Here is a 19,744-nt window from a genome sequence, read left to right as displayed (position 1 = left end):
TGGAAAGTTTAAAAAGTCTAAATGCTAGTTTGTGAATGGGTTCCAGAAGATGAGGAGGAGGCTTGAAAGCTATCCAGGTGTACTCGACGAGGTTGACAAGAAAATATTGGAAATTTTACGGGAGGACTCCAAGCGTAGATTGAAAGATATCGCTCACGAGCTCGCTAAGCCAGTATCGACGGTCCACGAGAGGGTAGCGAGGCTAGTGAGGGCGGGGGTTATCAAGAGGTTTACTGTAGAGGTCGACTACAGCAAGCTTGGATACACCGTTAAAGCCCTCATCCTACTGAACGTGGACGGGAAGCACATACTAGACGTCGAGAGCGACATTTCGAGGCACCAGAACGTCGAGGCAGTCTACGATATAACGGGCGAGTTCGACGTCGCGGTGATAGCCTCTTTCAAGAGCATCAGCGAGCTAGACGAATTCGTCAAGTGGCTCCTTAAACACCCCTATATAAAGCAGAGCAGGACTAGCATTATCTTCAGGGTGGCGAAAGAGGAGAAGAGGCTACCCTTGTGACGGCTGGTTTACTCGCCAGGTGCGAGAAGTGCGGGCGCACCTATGTCCACGAGAGGTACCTCGTATGCCCGTACTGCGGAGGGCTCGTGAGACCCGTCTACAAGCCAAGGTGGGAGACGCAAGCAGGCGAGGGGGTTTGGAGGTTCTCCAGCCTCCTACCGGGTATTAAGGAGAAAGTGACACTCGGCGAGGGCTCTACACCCCTACTAGCAGCTAGAAGAGCTGTAGAAGGAGACCTGGCGGTATGGTTCAAGGACGAGACAAGGAACCCTACAGGCAGTTTCAGGGACCGTGCGGCTGCCTTGATGGTGAGCGACGCCCTGTCTAGTAAGCAGCGGAGAGTCGTGTTGGCTAGTGACGGGAATACGGGGGCGAGCATAGCCGCCTACTCTGCGAGGGCGGGCCTCTCCGCCACTATATACGTCCCAGAGTGGGTTGAGGAGGAGAAGATCATACTGATGAAGTCGTTTGGGGCCAGGGTGATCGTCGACACCAAGAGCCTGGACGAGCTTCTGGAGTACGTCGACGAGAGAAGCAGGAAAGAGGGTCTATACAATGCTTCGAGCACATTCAACTACCTGTCTGTTCAAGGCTTGAAGACGATCGCCTTCGAGATTTACGAGAAGCTCGGCTCTTCCGTGGAGGCAGTCTACCTACCACTAGGTAGCGGGCTAACACTACTCTCCCTCTACCAGGGCTTCAAGGAGCTCGTAGTGCTAGGTGTTTTAGGGAGGATCCCGCTTCTCGTGGGTGTGGAGCCCTGTGGTAGGCCGTTGTACGCTTCTGCGTTGTACAACGTCTCCCCGTGTGGCGAGGAGCCTCTGCCCGGGCTCAGGTACTACAGGCCGGTCATCTACGAGCACGTACTGAGGTTGATCGAGGAGAACGGTGACGTCGTCACCGTGACTAGGAAGCAGGCTATAGAGGCCGCCGAGAGGTTGAGTCGCAACGAGGGCCTCTTCGCCGAGGCCTCTTCCGCGGTGGGGTTCGCCGGCTTCCTGAAACAGCCGCTAGACAAGAGTGTTGTCTTAGTCACAAGTCACGGGCTTAAGTCCCCGGAGGCTTACGCCAGAGCCAGGAGGCTCAAGTTCACAGAGGTTTTCCCCGGGGTGACTAAGAGGCTCATACTCGAGGTGTTAACGAACCACCCCGGCCTTACAGGGTACGAGGTCTGGAAGAAGCTCGGTTTAAACATATCACCTCAAGCTGTCTACCAGCACTTGAGAGAGCTGGCATCGAAGGGCTTCATCAAGGTAGTTGAAGAAGGGGGTAGGAAGAGGTACTACGTGGAAAAGTGACTTAAAGCCCTTCTTAAAGTTTTAACTTTAAAATGTGAGAAGACATAACGATCTTTGGTGACGAGGAGTGAGGAGAGGTCTCGAGGCTGTAGTCTTCACGGTTCTCGTATACGTAGCCACGGTGGCTCTCCAGATATACCAGCCTGTCACAGGAGGCTACTTCAACTTAGGGGAGTCCATGATCTACCTGGCCGCCCTGACCAGTAGCCCGATAGTGGCAGCGGTAGCAGGCGGTGTCGGTGCTTCTCTAGCTGATCTGACCACAGGATACGCCATCTTTGCACCAGCCACCTTTGTCATAAAGTTCGCCGAGGGCTATTTAGCAGGGGTGTTAGTAGGGCTCTTCAGGAGAACCAGGCAGAAGGCCGTCGCGGCTGCTAGTGTGGGTGCGGTCTACGCCTTAGGCCTGTACTACGGGGTGTCCTACTGGGCTGGCAGGGTCGTGTTTGGGCCCTCTTCGTGGCTCTGGTTCAGCTTGTCGTCTATCGAGGCATTCATACCATGGTACGGTTGGCTTCTTGTCACGGTTCTGCTCGGGGCTGTAGTAGTATACGGTGTGACGAAATACATAGTGAAGTCCCTTGAGCCGCTCGCCCTACTCATCGCGGGCTCGTTAATGGTTACCGGCTACTTCCTCTACGAGTACTTCGTCAGTAACCCCCTTACGGGTAGACCCCCCATTAACGCGTTGTACGAGGTCCCCGTGAACATAGGGCAGGCCGTGTCAGGCGTCATAATATCTCTACCGGTGGCGGTGTGGCTATATAGGGCAGGGTTCGTGAAACAGAAGTAGTGTCCACAGTAAAGGGAACGTTCTTGCTCTTAGAGGCCAAGATAGACGAGGCTGGTTACCCTAAAGGCTTTAGAATTAGAGGTGTGAGCCTCGAGCTAGACGAGGGGGAGTTAGTAGTCGTAACGGGCAGGTCTGGTTCAGGCAAGACGACTCTGGCAAGGGCTTTGACCAACACTATCACCCTACGTGGAGGCTACCTCCGTGGCGACGTACGCCTACTCGGTAAGAGCGTGAAGGAGTACCAGCCGGGTGACCTGGCGGGAGTACTAGCCTACATACCCCAGGAGCCCTGGTACGGGATAATAGGCTACACCGTGATGTCGGAGTTCTGCTACACTCAGCTTATCGTGCGAGACAAGTGCGACATGAAGACTCTAAACGAGGCCGGTCTCGGAGGCATGGAGGACTTCATAACGTACGGGCTTAGTGCGGGGCAGACGCAGTTACTGCTGTGGGCTGAGGCGCTTGCCACGGGTGCTAGAGTTATCGTGATGGACGAGCCCCTTGTCTACCTCGACGAGGCCGGGAGGTCGAAAATGAAGAGTCTCGTCCAACAGCAACTTAGTGAGGGAAAGGGGTTTGTAATCGTAGACCACGACCCGCTCTTCTGGGCAGAGCTTAGACCGAGGTTTATACTGATGAACCACGGCGTCGTAGAGTACGATGGCTACTCGCTTAGCTGGGCCTGGGAGGTGAAGAGTCCTCGGGTAGGGAGAGGGGGAGGCAGCAGGCTTGCCGTCCGGCTTAAAGATGTGTGGTTTAGGTACCCCGGCTACGGTTGGGTCTTGAGAGGCGTCGACCTAGAGGTCGGCTCCGGCACCCTGACAGTGGTAATGGGTAGAAACGGCTCTGGGAAAACCACGCTCTTAAAACTAGTGGCTGGGCTCCTGAGACCCAGTAGAGGTAGCGTTACTGTTAAAGGTAGGCCGATCTACATACCGGAGAACCCGTTGGCGTACTTCTCGATGCCCACCCCGTGGGAAGAGCTGGTGTACATGGTGGGCGGTGACGAGGACAGAGCTAGAGAAGTAGCTGAGTTGTTCAACCTCAGAGGGGTTATGGGGAGTAAGCTGGCAGACCTTAGCTCGGGGGAGAGAAGGAGGCTAGCGATCGCATCGGCTTACCTCGGCGGTTTTGACATATACCTGCTTGACGAGCCGACTGGAGGCCTGGACGTCTTCAACGCCGGCAGGGTCGTGGAAGTGGTCGAGAGACTCGTCGAGGAGGGTAAAACGGTAGTTATCGCGAGTCACGACGATAGGCTGGTGAGGGCCGTCGAGAGGAAAGTGGTTATCGACCGTGGTGTTGTATTGTGAACATCATAGCGGCTCTAGTCAACCTCGTCTACCGCGCCCTCTTCTTGAGGGGGGAGGAGGGCTTCAGGCTCGCTTACACGTGGTCTAAGCTACTATACTTGGCCTCCGGTCTACTCATGGTCACCAAGCCGGGTGTCGTCTCGGCACTCGTCGTGACGGGTTCTACTCTATCTCTCTCCGTTGTCTGGCCGGGGTGGAGCTGGCTCTACAGCGCTCTCGTACTCTCACTTATACCAGCCACGTGGTTTTCTTTCACGGCGTACGCAAGCGGCTACGTGGGCTTACCTGGCGTAGACGTCGTAGGCGCAGTCGTTGTCCTAGTCAGGTCTCTAGCAGTGTCTCTCCTGATCTTGTTTCTCGCTACGACCCTCAGTCCGGTGAAGGCCGCCAACATACTGCTTAGACTACGGGCCCCGGGCTACTACCCTCTGCTTACCTGGCGTACTATACCCTACGGACTAAGAGTCCTCGTTGACTCCATTCACATAGGCGTCTTGAAGAGGGAGAAGCCTCATAGGAGGTTGGCACCAGCTGTCGCCATAATGTTGGAGTACGGCGGGTTCGTCGAGGAGTACAACTGGCTCAAGGTAGGGGGGCGTGTTAAAGGAGTCATACCAACGAGGAGCTCGGCTAGGCACACCGCGCTTCTCGCGGCGGCGTCTCTGGGCCTTGTACTCCTGTACGTCGTCCTCCCGTGAAAAAAGTGATAAGGGTCTAGTTCCGATACAAAACTGAGGGTGGGTGAGAGGCGTGATCTCCGTAAAGGTCGACGGGCTCGTGTACTACGTCTGCGACTACTGCCACTCGGTCTACCCTGATATCGACTCGGCTAAGGTGTGCGAGGACTGCTGTTGCCACAACAAGCCTAAGCCAGCGGTCCTCGACGAGAGGAGGGTGGGGTTCTACAACCCCGACAGCGACCAGAAGATCGTGTTTATAGTGAGTAAGCGCCCGCTGATCAGACTGTTCAAGTTCATGAAAGGAAGTGTGAGTGTAGAAAACATGTTGTCGGTTTGACAGTACTCGTCATTCAACTCGGCGTTCGGTTCCTTCCCCATCCAGTACTCGTATAAAGGTTTGAGAGGTATAAAAACAGCTTTACGTGGTGCTGGCCGACTCGAAGTATGAGTGAGGCATTCTGAGGAGATTCCACTCGGCCCTTGAGTACTTGGCCTCGTACAGTCTCCTAGCCAGGTCGACCTCCTCCCTGCTCGGTAAGTCGTAATACGGGTCTAACCCCAGTAACTCGCTGTAGGACTCCACCACTGCCTTGACCACGTCTGGGACGCCTATCGAGTGGTTCAGGTTCGCCAGGTTGGTAACCCTATACTTCACGTCGCTGACCTTCTTGTCGGCTAGCTTGGCCTTCGAGACCCTGAGCACCCTCGACAACACCTCTAAGTTGGTATTCAAAAGGAGAGTACCGTGGAGTAGGTAGGCACCACCCCTGAAACTGCCTGCTGCCCCAGACACCTTGAAGGACTTGTCTCCAATCGTTACGACAACGTCGTTGACGTTTTCGCGTGCAGCAGTGAAGCCCAGCCTTCTCAGAGCGTTCACGAAGCCTTCCAACAGGTGGTCGTAGAGGTAGGAGACAGACCCCTTCTCGGGGCCCCTAGTGGCTACTGTCCAGAGGAGGCACCCGAGGTCGTGGTAGACTGCTCCCCCACCCGTGAACCTTCTCGCGATACTGATGTTCATCTTCCTCGCATATTCGATGTTGACTTCTTCGTCAGCTTTCTGGAAGTAGCCTATAATGACAGCGTTGCTATGCCTCCAGAACCTCAGCGTCGTGTCGGCGCCGCGCATAACGCTCTGGAATATCGCCTCTTCGAACGCTAGGCTGTAGAAGGGGTTGTCCGGGGTCTCGTAGAAGAGGACCCTAAGCCTCCCCATGTACACCGGCCTCCACAAGAGCCTTCTTCAAAGCAGTCTTGAAGTCCTCGGGCGTCGAGCCCGCCAGCTCTACACCCCGGCTGAAGAACTCGTCTAGCTTAGACGAGACCTCCGCCCAAGACGCCTTAGTCCCCCTGAGTGTAGACTCCAGCTCGAACAAGGCGTCCTCGGGGTATATAAAGAAGTCGCCTGTAATGGTCGCTTCTTCGATCACTCCCTCTACGATCTTTAAGCTGACTCTAATCAGCCCCTTTCTAGCCTTGTGCTCGTATACGCCTATCCTCAACTCCGTCTACCGGCTCAATATAGGCGGGTCCCGGGATTAAAACTTAGATAACCTCAGGCGATAGGCTTCCCATACCTCGCCTCCAGGGGTTTACCGTGCTCGACCAGCTTACCCGCGAGTAGGCCTGTAAGGTAATACGCGGCCTTCCTCCTGGAGAGCACCTGGTTGTTGTTGCCGCAGAACGGAGAGTAGATACACCTAGGGCATCCATCCTCGCAGTCGCAGGAGGAGACAATGTCGTGGGCTATTTCCTCAGCCTTCTCGAACCTCTCGAAAAGCAACCTAGCGAGCCCACTACCACCCGGCGCAGCGTCGTAGATCACGATGTCGCCGCTCGGGTAACTCACTCCTCCCATGTCCGTTAAACCAGCACCACAGACTATTCTCGCGGCGGAGATCAGGGAGTGCTCGATTGCGTGGAACGCCTCTGCGTGGCCGAGCCTATCCCACTCCTCGATTGTTGGGTACTTGACCAGGACGGCTTTAGTCGGGTAGGAGTAGTGGAGGGGGGTGTCGAACCAGTACTTCTCGCCGCTTCTGTCGTCGAAAGCGTTTTTGACGACGTAACCCTCGACAGCGATCTCGAGCTCGACGTTCGCGTAGGTAAGGGGTATATTTCTCTCGGAGACACGCTCGTCGAGGACCTCGTAGTCGACCACGTCCACGGTGTACAAGGGCTTAGTGTAGTAATCCACGTCCTTATCCAGCCTCTTCACGTACGCGGCCCTCTTCTCGATATCGACCCCCAGCGAGACGTAGGGCTTGGTTTGAATGAAATAGACGGCTCCGGGGTAGAGGTCTAAGAGCGCCTGTGGTAACTCCCTGTACCCCACCAATTCGCCCGTCGCCTCGTCGTAAACCTCGACGATGGGCCCCCCGCTCCTGATACTGCTGTACTCCTCGAGGAAACCTATTGCGAGCCTGCGGCGGGGGTAGGCGTAGTAGCCCCTAGTGTACGCGAGCCCCTGTTCTATGAGGAGGTCTACAGCTCTCCTCCAGACAGGTGGGAGGCTGTCTAAGTGTACGCGCCCCTTCTCGAGTAGGTGGGCTAGTAGGTGAACCTTTGCGACCTCTATGTTGGAGGGCTCTATGACCGATTGCGGTATATCCTGGCTGAAGAACTGGGTCGGGTACCTCTCGTAGTACGAGTCTATGGGGTCGTCGGCTAGTATCGTGAAGACGTAGCCAGGTCTCCCCCTCCTACCGGCTCTACCAGCCCTCTGGACGTACTTCGTGAAGCTGGGCGGCGGCGATGACATGACAACGGCGTCGAGGTCGCCTATGTCTATTCCGAGCTCTAGGGTAGGCGTGGCCGCGACGGCGAGCACTTCGCCGGATTTCAGCTTTTCTTCAACTCTTCTACGTTCTTCGGGTGGGAGCCCAGCCCTGTGGACTACGACCTCTGCCCCGAAACTCCTACCGATCCTTGCCACGAGCTCCGCCATCTGCTGGCTGTCTACGAAGACTATGTGCTTGACACCCTTCTTTGCGAGTATACTCGATAGGGCTGCCGTTATAGTCCACCTGCTCAAGTAGCCCGTTGACACTAGGGCGTGTACGGCCCCGCCTCTCCTCCTACTGGGTCCCTTGACGACCACCACGTCGACTCCGAAGATGCTCTCAGCGAACTCCTTGGGGTTGCTGAGGGTGCCTGAAGATGCTATAAACTGTAGCCCCCCTTCCCTAGCGAGCTTTACTCTGTCCACTATGTACTTCAGGTGCGTGCCGAGCACACCCTCGTAGACGTGGAGTTCGTCGACAACGAAGAACTTAGCACGGTCGACAAACATTTTGATCGCGGGGCTGCGGACTAGCCCCACGTGTATCATGTCGGGGTTCGTTATCAGTACAGCCGGTGGCTGAGACCTCATCCTCCTCCTGTCCTCGACCGGCGTATCGCCGTCATAGACGCCCGCCGATACTTTACCGAAGACCAAGTACTTGTGGAGCCTCGCCAGCTGGTCTCTGCTCAACGCCTTCGTGGGGTAGGTCACTACAGCTCTCGGCAGGGGTGAAGGGTTGCGGTGGACGTCGACTAGTATGGGTATGAGGAAGGCCTCCGTCTTGCCGGTCCCTGTCCCGGCCACTATCACCGTGTTGAAGCCGTTTAATATGTTCTCGAAGGCCTCGTACTGGAACTTGTAGAGCCTACTAATGCCTGCCTTGAGGAGCGTCCGCCTCAGGTCCTCCGGTAAGTTTAACTCCTCTACGCTTGGGCCTGGTTCGGGCTCGACGGACTCCTCCACGTGTTCGTGTATAATAGAGGCTCCGGCGCGGGGGTAGAGCTGTACCAGCTCACTGTTGACCTCCAGTAGTAGCCTGTCTCTTATCATGGGTTGTTACTCGCACTAACTGCTACACAACTAAAACCTATACAAGAAAACCATTTAATTTCACTCCGTGCTTATTATTGGCTGAGATGGTCTCGTTGGGCTTTGACCCCGAGTCCTGGATTAGGAAAGGCGAGGAAATGGGAGCGGACTACGTCGATATCAGGTACCAGGAGCACATCTACGAAATCATCCTACTGGACAACGGCGTGGTGAGAGAGTCGACTGTTTCCAAGAGCCGGGGAGTAGGCTTCAGGGTGTTCTACAAGGGGTTTGTTGGTTACGCGTCTACGAACGACCTCAACGAGCCTTCTCTTAAAAATACCCTAGAGCAGGCGCTCAGGATTGCCAGGGCGCTGGAGGGCAGGTCCAGGCCTGCAAGGGTGGCGAGCCGCGGCGTTCACAGGGAGAGGGTCGTGAGCGACTACTCGATCGACCCAATTGACGTAGACGTGTCGGAAAAAGTGGACTTGCTCAAGGCCATCCACGGTACTCTTAGAGAGGAGAAGGCGCTGTCCAGCGTTGTTTTGAGGTACGCCTTTGAAAAGGACAGGAGGGTGATCGCCTCCTCGAGAGGGGACTACGTGGACTTCACGAGGAGGATGGTGGGCGTAGGCGGCGTCCTTGTAGCACAAGCCGAGGGCTCTATGGAGAGGCTCTCTCACGGGGAGTCCAGGGTTGCAGGATGGGAGTTTGTCAAGAACTTCGACTGGGAGAGGCTCTTTAGAGAGAACGCCGAGCTCGTAGTAGGGGCCCTTAAAGCGAAGACCCTCCCGCCCGGCAAGTACGACGTGGTGCTGGACAACGAGATGGTGGGCCTGCTCATCCACGAGGCCTTCGGCCACGCGTCAGAGGCGGACATAGTGATGTCCGGGGGGAGCGTTCTCGAGAATAGAGTGGGTAGCGTCGTGGCCAGCGAGCTCGTTTCAATAGTTGACGACGGGAGGGTTAGTGGTGGCGTGTACCTGCCGTACGACGACGAGGGGTCTCCCAAGGTAAAGGTCTACCTGATAGAGAAGGGGGTTTTCAGGGGCTACCTCCACAACCTAGAGACAGCGGGCTTCTTCAACGCGAGTCCGACGGGCAACGGGAGGTCCATGACCTATGCCGACAACGTACTCGTGAGGCAGACCAACATATACCTCGAGCCGGGGGACTGGGACCCATACGAGATCATACAGGACACGAAGAGGGGGGTGTACCTGAAGGGCCGCGGCGCCTCCGGGGGCCAGGTAAACCCCGCGACCGGCTCCTTCACCTTCACGAGCGGCCCTAGCTTCATAATCGAGGGAGGGGAGGTACAGGGGATGGTTAGAGGGGTCATGATAGCAGGGAACATCCTGGAGACGCTCCTCAACGTGGACGCCGTCGGCTTAGACCTGGAGGTCAAGACCAGCGTTTTTGGCGGTTGCGGTAAAGGCGGTCAGATGGTCAGGGTCGGCGACGGGGGCCCCCACGTAAGAATTAGGGGTGTGGCTCTTGGAGGCTAGGCTTGACCCTGAGGCGATCCTAAGGGAAGGGTCGAGGAGAGGGCTGAGCGAGCTCGAAGTCGTGGTCATCAGCACGGAGAGGGTCACGGCCTCCATTGTCTCGGGCGAGATCAAGCCAGTGTTGTTCAGTGCGAGGACTACGTACGGGTTGAGGGCGGCGATCGGTAGGAGGGTGGCCGGGATATCTGTCGGCGACCTGGGTACGAGTCTAGAGGAGGCCTTGAGAGACCTAGAAAGGGCGGTGAGGAGCTCCCCCGAGGACCCCTACTGGCAGGGCTTTCCGCCGAAAATCGATAGAGGGGTCAGGTCAGAGACGTACTCTAAACCCTTTGACTACCTGGAGCCAAACAAAGCCGTCGAGCTGGCTAAGCTGGTAGTAGACAGCGCGGTAGAGCGGGGTCGTGTAGTAGGGGCGGACAAGACTACTGTTATGGAGGGGCTAGTGGAGCTGGCTAGGGTGAACATTAGAGTGGCCAACACGAACGGTGTAGACGTGAGCGAAAGGTGTAGCCTGTTCGGGGCCTACGGGAGCGTGAAGTCGGTGTTCGGCGGCACCGAGTCGACGTACGACTTCTCGTTGTGGAGCAGAAAGATCGCCGAAGAAGAGCTCGTGAAGAGAGTGGTAGAGGCCGTCGACTACACCACTATGTTCCGGAACCCCGCCACACCAGAATCCGGCGTGTACCCAGTAGTGCTGGCGCCCAGGGTCACGGCCGAGGTCTTAATGGCGGCTTTCATACCAGCTGTCTCAGGTCTAAACATCGTCGAGGGCAGGAGCCCGTTGAAGGGAAGGATCGGGGCTCCCGTGCTCAACGAGAAGGTCACTATACGTGACGACCCGACGCTCCCGCTCCACTACGGCTCTAGGAGTTTCGACGACGAGGGTGTCGGCGTCTACTCCAAGACAGTGTTCGACAGGGGGGTCTTCGCGACTCCTCTGACCAACTACTACGTCTCTAGAAGGCTTAACATGGAGTCGACTGGTAACGGTTTCAGGGCTCTCCCCGGGTCGTCTACGGTCCCGACTCCAACAAACGTCGTGCTCGAGAAGGGTAGCGGAGGCCTAGAGGAGTTCACCAGGGAGTTGAAGAGGGGTATCGTGGTCTACTCGACCATAGGTAGCTGGATGAGCAACTTCGTCTCGGGGCAGGCATACTTCACGGTCACACACGGTCTACTCGTAGACGGTGGGAGAGTAAGGCCCGTAAAGTCGTTTGTCGTAGCGGGGAACATATACGAGTGGCTGGGCGGCAAGCTCGTCGAGGTAGGGTCGGACGCGGAAGTAAACGCTAACTACGTAACCCCCAGCCTGTACATCGCTGAGGCCAAGGTGTCAGGCGGCTAGTCGACGTACCTGACGTTCCTCGCTCTGTAAGGCTCGAGCCGGACTTCGCCCCTGTATGTTTTCAAGACTAACCTACCTTGCTCGTCAACGTCCTCCACAACGCCTTCAACAGTGCCCTCCTCGGTCTCTGCCTCTACCCTCCTACCTAGCGTCTCCAGCCTGCTCGTGTACTTGTGCATTATGGTCTCGGGCCTCCTAGCGTAGTGCTCGATTCTGGAAATTAGGCTCGTTAAGACAGACAGGACTTTATTCCTCGGCACGAGTTCGCCCGTGACGTTCTTGAGGGACTCAGCGGTGGGTAGAGGGGGGTCGTTGTTCACGTTGATCCCTACCCCCACGTAGAGTACAATGTCCTCGCCTATCGACTCAGCCTCGAGGAGTACACCGGACACCTTCCTCCCCTTGAAAGTTATGTCGTTCGGCCACTTCACGTTGAACGTATTATTACTGACTTTCTCGAGGGACTCGATCACGTACAGGGGGACAGCCAGGGACGATATCGAAGCGGCCCTTGGAGAGACCCTCAGTTTGTAGGTGACCCAGAGGCCCCCCAGGGAGCTTACCCAGCTCTTACCAAACCTCCCTCTCCCAGCCAGCTGGTACTCCGCAACTACTATGCTCCAAGGGTTGAGGTGCCTGGCCGCCGTCATAGTCGAACCCGTGACTACCTTGTACTGCAGCATCCAGCCCCAGGGTTTGAAAGCCCTAGGGTTGTCTCCATTGAACCACGATACTTTACCCCCCTCTAGCCTGATGATGTAATTCCTCGATAGCTTCTCGACAAGCCTCAGGACTTCTTCCCCCTCGAGTCCCAGCTCCCCCGATAGCTCGTTTAATCCGACGCTCCTCCTCGCGCTTAGCAGGTCTAGGAGCAGAAGCTCGGCTATACCCGGCTGCTCACTCATAGGCCTTCAACTCCGCCAGCCTCTTTGTAACCTGGTCTACCTTGAGTATGTGTGGTAGGTCGGGGTAGTGCCGCGTCAGGAACAAGTAGAGGTTGTAGACGGGTGCCCCGGGCCTCCCGGGCTCGAGTTCTACAACCCCAAGCCTCCAGAGCGTGGAGAGCAGTGCTAGGAATAGGCTCCGTATACGCTCCATCTCGTTTGCCGCGTCGTACTCGTAGGGCATGTACTCTGAGAGTATCCCAGGGTTCAGCTCGCTGTACTTCTCCAGTACGCTCCTGTCCTTCTTTATGACAGGGCACATCAGGCTGAGCCCGTACTCAACTGTGGCGTAGACGACTCGGTTGTAGGAGTCGATGTTGTACTTGACCTGTCTCGGAATGTAGGGGAAGCTACGGCATATGAATGGCTTGTAGATGTTCTGTATCCTGCAGAGGTTCCCCGAGAGGAAAGGGCACTTCCCGTCTACCAAGTCCATCACGTAGCTGAAGGCCAGGTTGTAGCCCGATACCCTGTCGTACATGTAGTACCCGTTGTAGCTCTTGTAAGGTAGCTCGAGTGTCTCCGCTAATTCCCTGAGAATGACGTCTTCGTGAGGCAGTAGGCTTACGGGGCTCGCCCGGCAACAGTCGCCGCAGAGTGTGCACACGAACTTCATGTACTACCCCTTACACGGTCGCGTAGTAGCCGGGCAGCCTCTCTCTGTAGAGCATCTTGATCCTCTCTACACCGTCAACGCTCTTAATAACGTCGACAACGGGTGGCGGAACCAGTTGCTCCCACTCACTCCTCCCCTCGGCTATGAGCCTCCTTATGATACTACCCCTGTAGTTCTCCCTCGCCAGTCTGGGGGGCTCCACCACCGTATACCCCTCCTCCATGAATATCCTCTGTATGACGGGGTTCAACGTCACGACGTGCTTGAACGGGGGGCTGTAGAGCTTGACGTAGTGCACGGCAACCCTGCTGACCTCTAGTGTCGGGAGCGTTACTGTAATTAGCTTGTCTAGCGGTAGACCACTCCACTTAAGGCTCTCCCTGATCATCAGGACCCTCTCGCCCGCCGTGAAGGGGTTCTCCGGCGTGTGGCTCTGGCTGGCCATCCCGACAACGACCACGACCTCGCCAAACCTCTCGTAGCAGAACTTTAGCGCGTTCAAGTGACCGTAGTGGAACGGCTGGAACCTGGCTATCATTAGGCATCGGTCGTCGGTCAACAAGCACCCCATAGGAGTATGTCTCGAGGAGTTATTAAAAATCTGTAAAAACGTATCGGGGTTCAGAATTTACTGTTAAGGTAGGACGACTTGGACTGGGTAGGTCTTGCCGCTCGCGGTGTGTAGCTTGATCTCGACCTGCTGCCCTGACGAGAAGCTCAGCGCGGAGCTCGTACCCAAGGGTATGAAAATCTGTATTGTAGTGCTATTACCTGGCGAGAGAGTCAGTGGCAGGCTCACGCCCAAGCTTACGGGGACTGTAGTGGTTGTGGCACCAGTAGTAGACGTTAAGATAATCGCATCATACGGTATCCCGTTCACGAATACCTGGTCTATCGTAGCCGTGGTCGTCCCCGCGTTCTTTACTGTGAGTGTTATATTCCAGCCCTGCCCGGGTTTTGTGGTCGCCAGAGCGTAGGCGTTGACTATCTGGAGGTTCTCGGTGCCTGTAAAGCCCCCGACCAGGCCCGTCATCCAGAGGGCTACAGCGATCGCTACGGCTATTGTCACCGCAACAATAATAACTGTGGCTATAACTGGGTCGATTGCCCTCAATATTCCACCGTCAAATAATTACTAACAGTCTATAATTAAAAGCTTACCGTATATTATCGTAAGATCGTTTAAACCGACCCGATCAACTCGGGCCTGGGCATTGGGAAAACAGGGGCCCTCCCGCGTCCTGCCCAAGTCGTTGTAGCGGGCGTTCCACTGCTCGGGTTTAAAGCGCTTGAAAGACATGGTTGGCAACTTGGGGTTGAACCTCGTCGCAGGTGCGTGATTCGTGCTCGAGGTATATATCAAGGCGTACGGGGTTCTCGGGGACTACGTCAGGGAGGGACGCTACACTTTCAGAGAGGGGGTCACTGTGCGGGAGTTGGTGGAGACCCTTGTCCCTCTCGAGGTGAGGAGGAGGTTTAGCATCGTCGTCTTCGTGAACGACGAGCCGGCACCAGAGTCGCGCGTGGTCTACAACGGGGACAGGGTAGTGCTGTTGCCGCCTTCCTCGGGTGGTTGACGTTGATCGTGAGAGCCGAGCTGGTTGAAGGGGACATTGCTGGCAGGCTCAAGGGTATCCTGGAAGAGGTGAGTAAGACAGCTGTGGACAAGGAAGTCGGCGGAGTAGAGGTATTCATGGGAGTCGTCAAGGGGAGGGTGGGCGGGTTCAAGGTCGAGAAGCTGGTCTATACGGCTTACAAGGAGGTCGCTGAGAGGGTGCTCGAGAGGATCGCACGAGAGGAGGCGGAGAAGAACAGCCTAGAGGCCGTGGTCATCCTCCACAGGCTGGGAGAGGTGAGGCCCGGCGAGGCAACAGTCATCATCGTCGCGGCAGGGAGAGGGAGGGACGAGGTCAACAGAGCTACGAGGGTTATAATAGACAGGGTGAAGAAAGAGGCCCCGATATTCAAGCTCGAGGTGAGGGAGGACGGCGAGTACTGGGTTATCGGCGACGAGACTAGGGTGAAGAGGGCGAGGTCTTGACCTTGCTGACCACTCTTATGTACTCTATCCTGGTGTCCGGGTACTGGCCCTCCGCGTCTTTCTCGTACTTCTTCACCATGTCCCATACGTTGAGGAGGCCCACCGCGACGCCCGTCAGCGCCTCCATCTCGACGCCCGTCTGAGCAACTGTCTTCACCTTCACCGTCAACCTGAGCTCGTCGTCTGACGGGAAGTCGAAGCTGGTCTCTACGTGGGTGACAGGGATAGGGTGGCATAACGGGAGGAGCTCGCTGGTCTTCTTCACAGCCATAGCAACAGCCGCCCTGGTCACCTCGAGCACATCCCCTTTCTCTACCTTGCCCTCCTTGATCAACCTGAGCGTCTCGGGTTTAAGCCGTATGACGCCCTCGGCAACAGCCTCCCTGTAGACCGGCTTCTTCTCGGTGACGTCCACCATACTCAAGGCGGTCACCTCGTGACTACCTTGAAGTAGGGTTCTCTCAGGCTATTAGCTCTCTTGAACGCCTCGACCAGCCCGTGGAAGTCCCTGGATAGGATGTAGGGCCTCGCGTCGACGAGGTTGTCGTTCCTGAAAAGGCACGGCTTGATCTTCCCGTCCGGGGTGAACCTAATCCTGGTACACCTAGCACACAGCTCGGGGTTGCAGAAGCCTTTAATAAGTGTGACCTTCACGCCGTTGTCGAGGTGGTAGACGGGCCTGCTCTGGAACTCCTTGACCTCGACCTTGACCGCCCTCTTCTCTAGGTACTCCTCGACCCCCCTCAACTCGACGTGTAACCTCTTGTACAGCTCAGCGTCGACTCCGAGCGGGATCAGCTCGATCATGTTTACCTCGAGCCCCCTCTTAGACGCGAACTCGACTAGGTCCGCGACCTCGTCCTTGTTCCACGTCAATACGACGAAGTCGAGCTTCAGCCTGATCCCGTACTGTAGCGCGGCCTCGATACCCTGGAGAACCCGCTTGAGGTCCCCGCCTGTTATAGCCTTGAACACGTCTTCCCTGAGGGAGTGCAGGCTCACGTTCACGTGGTCAACGCCGGCCTCGGCGAGCCCTTTGGCGTACTTGTCGAGCAGGCTACCGTTTGTCGTTATTGAGGTGCTCAGCCCGTTCCCCGTGATCTCCCTAACGATCTCCACTATATCTCTACGGACTAGCGGCTCCCCGCCGGTCAGCTTAGCGTCCCTTATGCCGAGGTAGCTCGCGACGTTCGCCACGAAGCCCCAGTCTTCTGCCCCCAGCTCGCTCTCACTTTCGTAGTTTAGGAGGCCCTCTCTATGGCAGAAAACACACCTGTGGTTGCACTTCTCGGTGACGCTGATCCTAAGGCTCGTGAGAGGCCTACCAAACCTGTCTACGAGCATCGAAAACCACTAGGTCTACTTTAGCCGAATACGGCTATCTCCTTTATAAGCTCCCCTCTCGCGAACCTGCCAGGGGATAGTCTCTCGAACTCGGGGACGAGCGGCCTCTCCCCGAGTATGTACGACGCTAGGGCCTCGCCAACAGCAGGGGCCATCATAAACCCGTGCCCGCTAAAGCCTGCGGCGACGTAGACCCCTTCGAGGCCCTCCACGGGGCCTATTACGGGGTGGTGGTCGGGCGTCATGTCGTAGTACCCCGTCCAGTACCTCAGCACGTAGACCTCTCTAAGCCAAGGGAAGTAAGACGTCCACACTCTCGCAGCCTTCCTGAGGAACTCGAGCTTCACCTTCGCCACCGTGTCGTAGACCTCGGGTATGTCGGCGCCAATGTAGAAGTTGCCGTTGAACAGCTGGACGATGTAGGATGAGGTGGCCCAGTCTATGATCAAGGGCTTGAAGACGGGTCTAAACGCCTCCGTGACTAGGGCGTGCTTGGGGAGGCTCCTTATCGGCAGGTCGACGCCCAAGGTCTCGAGCAACCTCCTACTCCCGTCCCCGGCCGCTACCAGGACGCTGTCGGCTCTAAGGGAGCCGATGTTCGTCTCGACGACGAACCCTCTACCCTCGCGCGCTATCTTTCTAGCCTCTACACCCCACTTGACCTCGACTCCTCTGGCTAGGAGGTGTGTAAGCGTGTTCGTCACGCTGTCGAAACAGCTGGCTTTCCCTGCTATGGGGTCGTAGACGGCGGCGACAACACTAGACGCGTTTATCGTGGGGGCCAGTTCCCTCACTTCCTCGGGTGTTACGAGCCTGGTAGGGACGCCCAGGCTGTTCTGGAACTTCACCGCCTCTCTGAAGAACTCGACGTCCCTGTCCCTCGACAGGAGCCACAGGTAACCGTCTCTCGAGTACTTTATCCCGAGCTCTTTAGACAGCTTCGGCCACAGGTCTATTGCCCTGAGCATCACTTTAATGTGCTCTCTACTAGTGAAGCTCGCCCTAACGCCCGTAGCGCACCTGAAGCTACCGCCCGAGCCCGGGTACTTCCTGTCTATGACGAGAATGTCGCTGAAGCCCCTGTCGACCAGGAACTTGGCTGTCATGAGCCCTGTCACGCCCGCACCTACTACGATCAGCCGCTTAGCCACTCTTACCACCCGCGAAGAACTTTAACTGAACCGGGGTTATCGGGGGCCTGCTAACCGGGAGGGGTACCTCGGATACGGGGGTCCTCTTCTTCCTCGCGAGGACGGATGCGACTAGCAGTAGGCAGCCAGAGCCCTGGCAGGGCCCCATACCGATCCTCAGCTTCCTCTTCAAGAGTTCGAGGTCTGTCAACCCCTCGTCTATGGCCTTCTCGACGTCGTAGAGCGTTACGTCCTCACACCTGCACACGATTACCTTCTTCGCGTCAAGCACGGTTCTTCACCACCTTAATAGCCCTCACGTGGAGCCACATATCGCGCGGGACGCGCACCGTGACGGCCCACGTCGAGTCGTAGGACCACGCTTTGACGACCTCGCCCTCGCCCACGATCTTCCCCTCCCTATCGAGTAAGAGGCACTTGTCCCCTTTTGCCGGCGGCGGGTTCATCTCGTAGGGGAGTGTGAGGAGAGCGTCTTCGCCGCGGAGGTCGACCACGAATATCGCTAGACCGGGGCACTTGACGACGCAGACCCCGCACCCTATGCACTTGGACTCCTCCAGCCTAGGGCGGGAGTAGAGAGTCTCCTTTCTGATAGCGTTGAATGGGCATGCGGATACGCATATGTTGCAGGGGACTTCTTCCGGGCACTCTATCATAGCAACCGGTTTTTTCTTAACCCTCTCCTCGGGTGGTATGATGCCCAGTCTAGCCAGCTCTTCGATGGACAGTACTCCGGTTCTCCGGAAGCTCAATTCGCCCCCCTCCTCAAGTGCTCCATCTCGTCCTCGCTCAGTGTCACCGACAACTTACCTCTCCTTGCCCTCTCGAGAACGGGGCTCGTCCTGTACACGTTCCACAGGTAGTGTAGCACCTCCGCCTTCTTCCCGTTCCCCAACCCCTCCTTCTCCAGGATCGACTGCGCTGCCAGCTCTCCCTCGAGGAAAGCCGCTGTAGCCTCTTCCACGCCAGAGAGGTCGCCGGCCACGTATACGCCCGGTACCGAGGTCTCCATGCTCCAGGTCCTCACGGGGACCAGACCCCCGAGCTCGGGGACGTGCTTTACTACAGCCCCCATCTGGCTAAGCAGAGCATAGCTCGGCTGGAGCCCGACGGCCAGCAGGACTAAGTCGACGTCGTACACCTCCTCGGTGCCAGGCAACAAATTGTAGCCCCTGTCAACGGCCACGGACACGGCCTTCTCCACTCTCTCGTACCCCTCCACTCTCAACAAAGTACGGCCCGTTTTGATTGGAACACCATGTCTCCTGATCTTCGCTGCGTGGACAAACCACCCGCCGATCTCGTCCCTGAGCTCTAGTATCGCCTTCACGTCAACGTCCGCCTGGAGTAGCTGGTAGGCGACTATCAACCCCACGTTACCGCTCCCGACAACGAGAGCTCTGTCCCCTGGCCTAATACCGTACTCGTTCATTAGCGTCTGGGCCCCTCCCGCGCCCATTACCCCCGGGAGGTCGTTGTTCTCGAACAACGCGAGCCTTTCCGAGGCGCCGGTGGCGACGATGGTGTACCTCGATTTGATCAGGTAGTGCCTGGGCTCGCCGGTAACCGTTGTTGCGCCCAGGTAGCCCTCAGCGAAGAACCCGTAGACCCTTGTAGAGGTCAAGACCTTTATATTCGGGTTAGCGCGAACCTTCTCCGTTAGTAGCTCACCGATCTTAAACCCTCTCACACCACCGTAGTACGCCGTGTCACCGAAGAACCTGTGCGTCTGCTTGACTAGCTGTCCACCGAGCTTGGGGTGCTCTTCCACGAGCACGACCTCTAGCCCGTGTCCAGCGAGCGTCAGGGCTGCCTGGAGACCGGCTGGACCGCTACCGACAACCACGGCATCAGCCTCGATCTCCTCCTCGGAGACGTCGCCGTGTGTTTCCGAGGGGATCTCGGGTAGACCGCTCTGGGTCTCGACGACGAGACCATCCCTCACGGGCTCGACGCAGATCCTGGTGTTCGGGACACCGTTGACTCTGGCTAGGCAGCTCGAGCACTTGCCTATCATACAGAAAGCGCCGCGAGGTCTACCGGTCTTGCTGTAAGAGAAGACCCTGTAGCCCAGAGCGTAGAGGCTCGCTAGAACGCTCTCGCCCTCGTAACCCTCAACCTCTACACCGTTGAAGCGGAACTTGACAACTCTACCTCGCCTGAATTTCAGGATAGGGTGTTCCTCTATCCTGTAGCCCTTCAATAACCGCCCCCCGGCTTAGCATTGGCTCTCGATAAGCAGGCTTATACCTGTACATAGGATATTGGAGTGACCATAGAGTAAATAAACGTTTATTACGCCCGCGGTAGGGCTCGAACTCCACTCATCCAATGGGGAGCCGGCACAACGCGTATTGTGTCGTATATAAAA

23 protein-coding genes are annotated in these 19,744 nt (G+C 56.9%); 10 read left to right on the top strand and 13 right to left on the bottom strand.

Features of this window, described 5'->3' with window-relative positions:
• Positions 1 to 31: 31 nt before the first annotated feature.
• The 6 genes from TCELL_RS06885 to TCELL_RS06860 all read left to right on the top strand — a co-directional run bounded on the left by TCELL_RS06885 (position 32) and on the right by TCELL_RS06860 (position 4,947).
• Positions 32 to 523: an Lrp/AsnC family transcriptional regulator gene (locus TCELL_RS06885; RefSeq protein WP_238529008.1), complete on the top strand. Its 492-nt coding sequence runs from the start codon at positions 32 to 34 to the stop codon at positions 521 to 523.
• The gene (locus TCELL_RS06880) at positions 520 to 1,821 is read left to right on the top strand and encodes a pyridoxal-phosphate dependent enzyme (protein WP_014738014.1); all 1,302 of its coding nucleotides are present in this window, start codon (positions 520 to 522) and stop codon (positions 1,819 to 1,821) included. Before TCELL_RS06885 ends, TCELL_RS06880 begins: the two co-directional genes overlap by 4 nt.
• Before the next feature lie 67 nt (positions 1,822 to 1,888).
• Positions 1,889 to 2,614, top strand: coding sequence for an ECF transporter S component (locus tag TCELL_RS06875; protein WP_014738013.1), 726 nt, complete (start codon positions 1,889 to 1,891; stop codon positions 2,612 to 2,614).
• Between the two features lie 23 nt (positions 2,615 to 2,637).
• Positions 2,638 to 3,930, top strand: coding sequence for an ATP-binding cassette domain-containing protein (locus tag TCELL_RS06870; protein ID WP_014738012.1), 1,293 nt, complete (start codon positions 2,638 to 2,640; stop codon positions 3,928 to 3,930).
• Positions 3,927 to 4,628 (top strand): hypothetical protein, encoded by a 702-nt coding sequence (locus TCELL_RS06865; RefSeq protein WP_014738011.1) that lies wholly within the window; start codon positions 3,927 to 3,929, stop codon positions 4,626 to 4,628. Before TCELL_RS06870 ends, TCELL_RS06865 begins: the two co-directional genes overlap by 4 nt.
• Positions 4,629 to 4,680: 52 nt before the next feature.
• Positions 4,681 to 4,947 (top strand): hypothetical protein, encoded by a 267-nt coding sequence (locus tag TCELL_RS06860; RefSeq protein WP_157864725.1) that lies wholly within the window; start codon positions 4,681 to 4,683, stop codon positions 4,945 to 4,947.
• An 81-nt stretch (positions 4,948 to 5,028) separates the two neighbouring features.
• Here the strand turns inward: TCELL_RS06860 and TCELL_RS06855 are convergent, their stop codons facing one another.
• From TCELL_RS06855 to TCELL_RS06845, 3 genes are read right to left on the bottom strand one after another with little or no spacing between them, the layout of a single operon-like run.
• A complete protein-coding gene (locus tag TCELL_RS06855) occupies positions 5,029 to 5,826 on the bottom strand; it encodes a lipoate--protein ligase family protein (protein WP_014738009.1) in 798 nt (265 codons plus the stop codon).
• On the bottom strand, positions 5,813 to 6,112 hold the full coding sequence (locus TCELL_RS06850; RefSeq protein ID WP_014738008.1) for a lipoate-protein ligase small subunit: 300 nt from the start codon (positions 6,110 to 6,112) through the stop codon (positions 5,813 to 5,815). Before TCELL_RS06850 ends, TCELL_RS06855 begins: the two co-directional genes overlap by 14 nt.
• Positions 6,113 to 6,165: 53 nt before the next feature.
• Positions 6,166 to 8,445: a DEAD/DEAH box helicase gene (locus TCELL_RS06845; protein ID WP_014738007.1), complete on the bottom strand. Its 2,280-nt coding sequence runs from the start codon at positions 8,443 to 8,445 to the stop codon at positions 6,166 to 6,168.
• An 86-nt stretch (positions 8,446 to 8,531) separates the two neighbouring features.
• On the opposite strand from TCELL_RS06845, the gene TCELL_RS06840 reads away from it, so the two are divergent.
• Positions 8,532 to 9,932 carry a TldD/PmbA family protein gene (locus TCELL_RS06840; protein WP_014738006.1) on the top strand — a complete coding sequence of 467 codons (1,401 nt, stop codon included), beginning with the start codon at positions 8,532 to 8,534 and terminating at the stop codon, positions 9,930 to 9,932.
• Positions 9,922 to 11,277: a TldD/PmbA family protein gene (locus TCELL_RS06835; RefSeq protein ID WP_014738005.1), complete on the top strand. Its 1,356-nt coding sequence runs from the start codon at positions 9,922 to 9,924 to the stop codon at positions 11,275 to 11,277. Before TCELL_RS06840 ends, TCELL_RS06835 begins: the two co-directional genes overlap by 11 nt.
• On the opposite strand, the gene TCELL_RS06830 is transcribed toward TCELL_RS06835, so the two are convergent.
• The 4 genes from TCELL_RS06830 to TCELL_RS06815 form a co-directional block, all read right to left on the bottom strand.
• Complete coding sequence (locus tag TCELL_RS06830; protein ID WP_014738004.1) at positions 11,274 to 12,182, bottom strand: biotin--[acetyl-CoA-carboxylase] ligase; 909 nt, start codon at positions 12,180 to 12,182, stop codon at positions 11,274 to 11,276. The two genes, TCELL_RS06835 and TCELL_RS06830, sit on opposite strands and share 4 nt — an antisense overlap.
• On the bottom strand, positions 12,175 to 12,837 hold the full coding sequence (locus TCELL_RS06825) for a YkgJ family cysteine cluster protein (protein WP_014738003.1): 663 nt from the start codon (positions 12,835 to 12,837) through the stop codon (positions 12,175 to 12,177). Before TCELL_RS06825 ends, TCELL_RS06830 begins: the two co-directional genes overlap by 8 nt.
• Before the next feature lie 10 nt (positions 12,838 to 12,847).
• Complete coding sequence (locus TCELL_RS06820; protein WP_048163400.1) at positions 12,848 to 13,408, bottom strand: nicotinamide-nucleotide adenylyltransferase; 561 nt, start codon at positions 13,406 to 13,408, stop codon at positions 12,848 to 12,850.
• Between the two features lie 63 nt (positions 13,409 to 13,471).
• Positions 13,472 to 13,954 carry a DUF4352 domain-containing protein gene (locus TCELL_RS06815; protein WP_420834843.1) on the bottom strand — a complete coding sequence of 161 codons (483 nt, stop codon included), beginning with the start codon at positions 13,952 to 13,954 and terminating at the stop codon, positions 13,472 to 13,474.
• Between the two features lie 226 nt (positions 13,955 to 14,180).
• Here TCELL_RS06815 and TCELL_RS06810 point away from each other — a divergent pair, with 226 nt between their 5' ends.
• On the top strand, positions 14,181 to 14,414 hold the full coding sequence (locus TCELL_RS06810) for a MoaD/ThiS family protein (RefSeq protein ID WP_014738000.1): 234 nt from the start codon (positions 14,181 to 14,183) through the stop codon (positions 14,412 to 14,414).
• Positions 14,415 to 14,422: 8 nt separating this feature from the next.
• The gene (locus TCELL_RS06805) at positions 14,423 to 14,878 is read left to right on the top strand and encodes a molybdenum cofactor biosynthesis protein MoaE (RefSeq protein ID WP_238529063.1); all 456 of its coding nucleotides are present in this window, start codon (positions 14,423 to 14,425) and stop codon (positions 14,876 to 14,878) included.
• On the opposite strand, the gene moaC is transcribed toward TCELL_RS06805, so the two are convergent.
• The 6 genes from moaC to TCELL_RS06775 are packed head-to-tail and all read right to left on the bottom strand — an operon-like array spanning position 14,853 to position 19,576.
• Positions 14,853 to 15,296, bottom strand: a complete 444-nt coding sequence (gene moaC, locus TCELL_RS06800; protein WP_014737998.1) for a cyclic pyranopterin monophosphate synthase MoaC — start codon at positions 15,294 to 15,296, stop codon at positions 14,853 to 14,855. The genes TCELL_RS06805 and moaC overlap by 26 nt on opposite strands.
• An 11-nt stretch (positions 15,297 to 15,307) precedes the next feature.
• Complete coding sequence (gene moaA / locus TCELL_RS06795) at positions 15,308 to 16,222, bottom strand: GTP 3',8-cyclase MoaA (RefSeq protein ID WP_014737997.1); 915 nt, start codon at positions 16,220 to 16,222, stop codon at positions 15,308 to 15,310.
• A gap of 20 nt (positions 16,223 to 16,242) precedes the next feature.
• Positions 16,243 to 17,373: an NAD(P)/FAD-dependent oxidoreductase gene (locus TCELL_RS06790; RefSeq protein ID WP_094179297.1), complete on the bottom strand. Its 1,131-nt coding sequence runs from the start codon at positions 17,371 to 17,373 to the stop codon at positions 16,243 to 16,245.
• Positions 17,366 to 17,644 carry a (2Fe-2S)-binding protein gene (locus tag TCELL_RS06785; RefSeq protein ID WP_014737995.1) on the bottom strand — a complete coding sequence of 93 codons (279 nt, stop codon included), beginning with the start codon at positions 17,642 to 17,644 and terminating at the stop codon, positions 17,366 to 17,368. Before TCELL_RS06785 ends, TCELL_RS06790 begins: the two co-directional genes overlap by 8 nt.
• Positions 17,637 to 18,125 (bottom strand): 4Fe-4S binding protein, encoded by a 489-nt coding sequence (locus TCELL_RS06780; RefSeq protein WP_014737994.1) that lies wholly within the window; start codon positions 18,123 to 18,125, stop codon positions 17,637 to 17,639. Before TCELL_RS06780 ends, TCELL_RS06785 begins: the two co-directional genes overlap by 8 nt.
• A complete protein-coding gene (locus TCELL_RS06775) occupies positions 18,122 to 19,576 on the bottom strand; it encodes an FAD-dependent oxidoreductase (protein ID WP_014737993.1) in 1,455 nt (484 codons plus the stop codon). The genes TCELL_RS06780 and TCELL_RS06775 overlap by 4 nt, the downstream gene beginning before the upstream one ends.
• Between the last annotated feature and the right edge of the window lie 168 nt (positions 19,577 to 19,744).

This window comes from Thermogladius calderae 1633, assembly GCF_000264495.1.
Taxonomy (GTDB): domain Archaea; phylum Thermoproteota; class Thermoprotei_A; order Sulfolobales; family Desulfurococcaceae; genus Thermogladius; species Thermogladius calderae.
The sequence above is the reverse complement of the archived record's forward strand: the minus strand, read 5'-3'. Positions and strand labels throughout refer to the sequence as shown.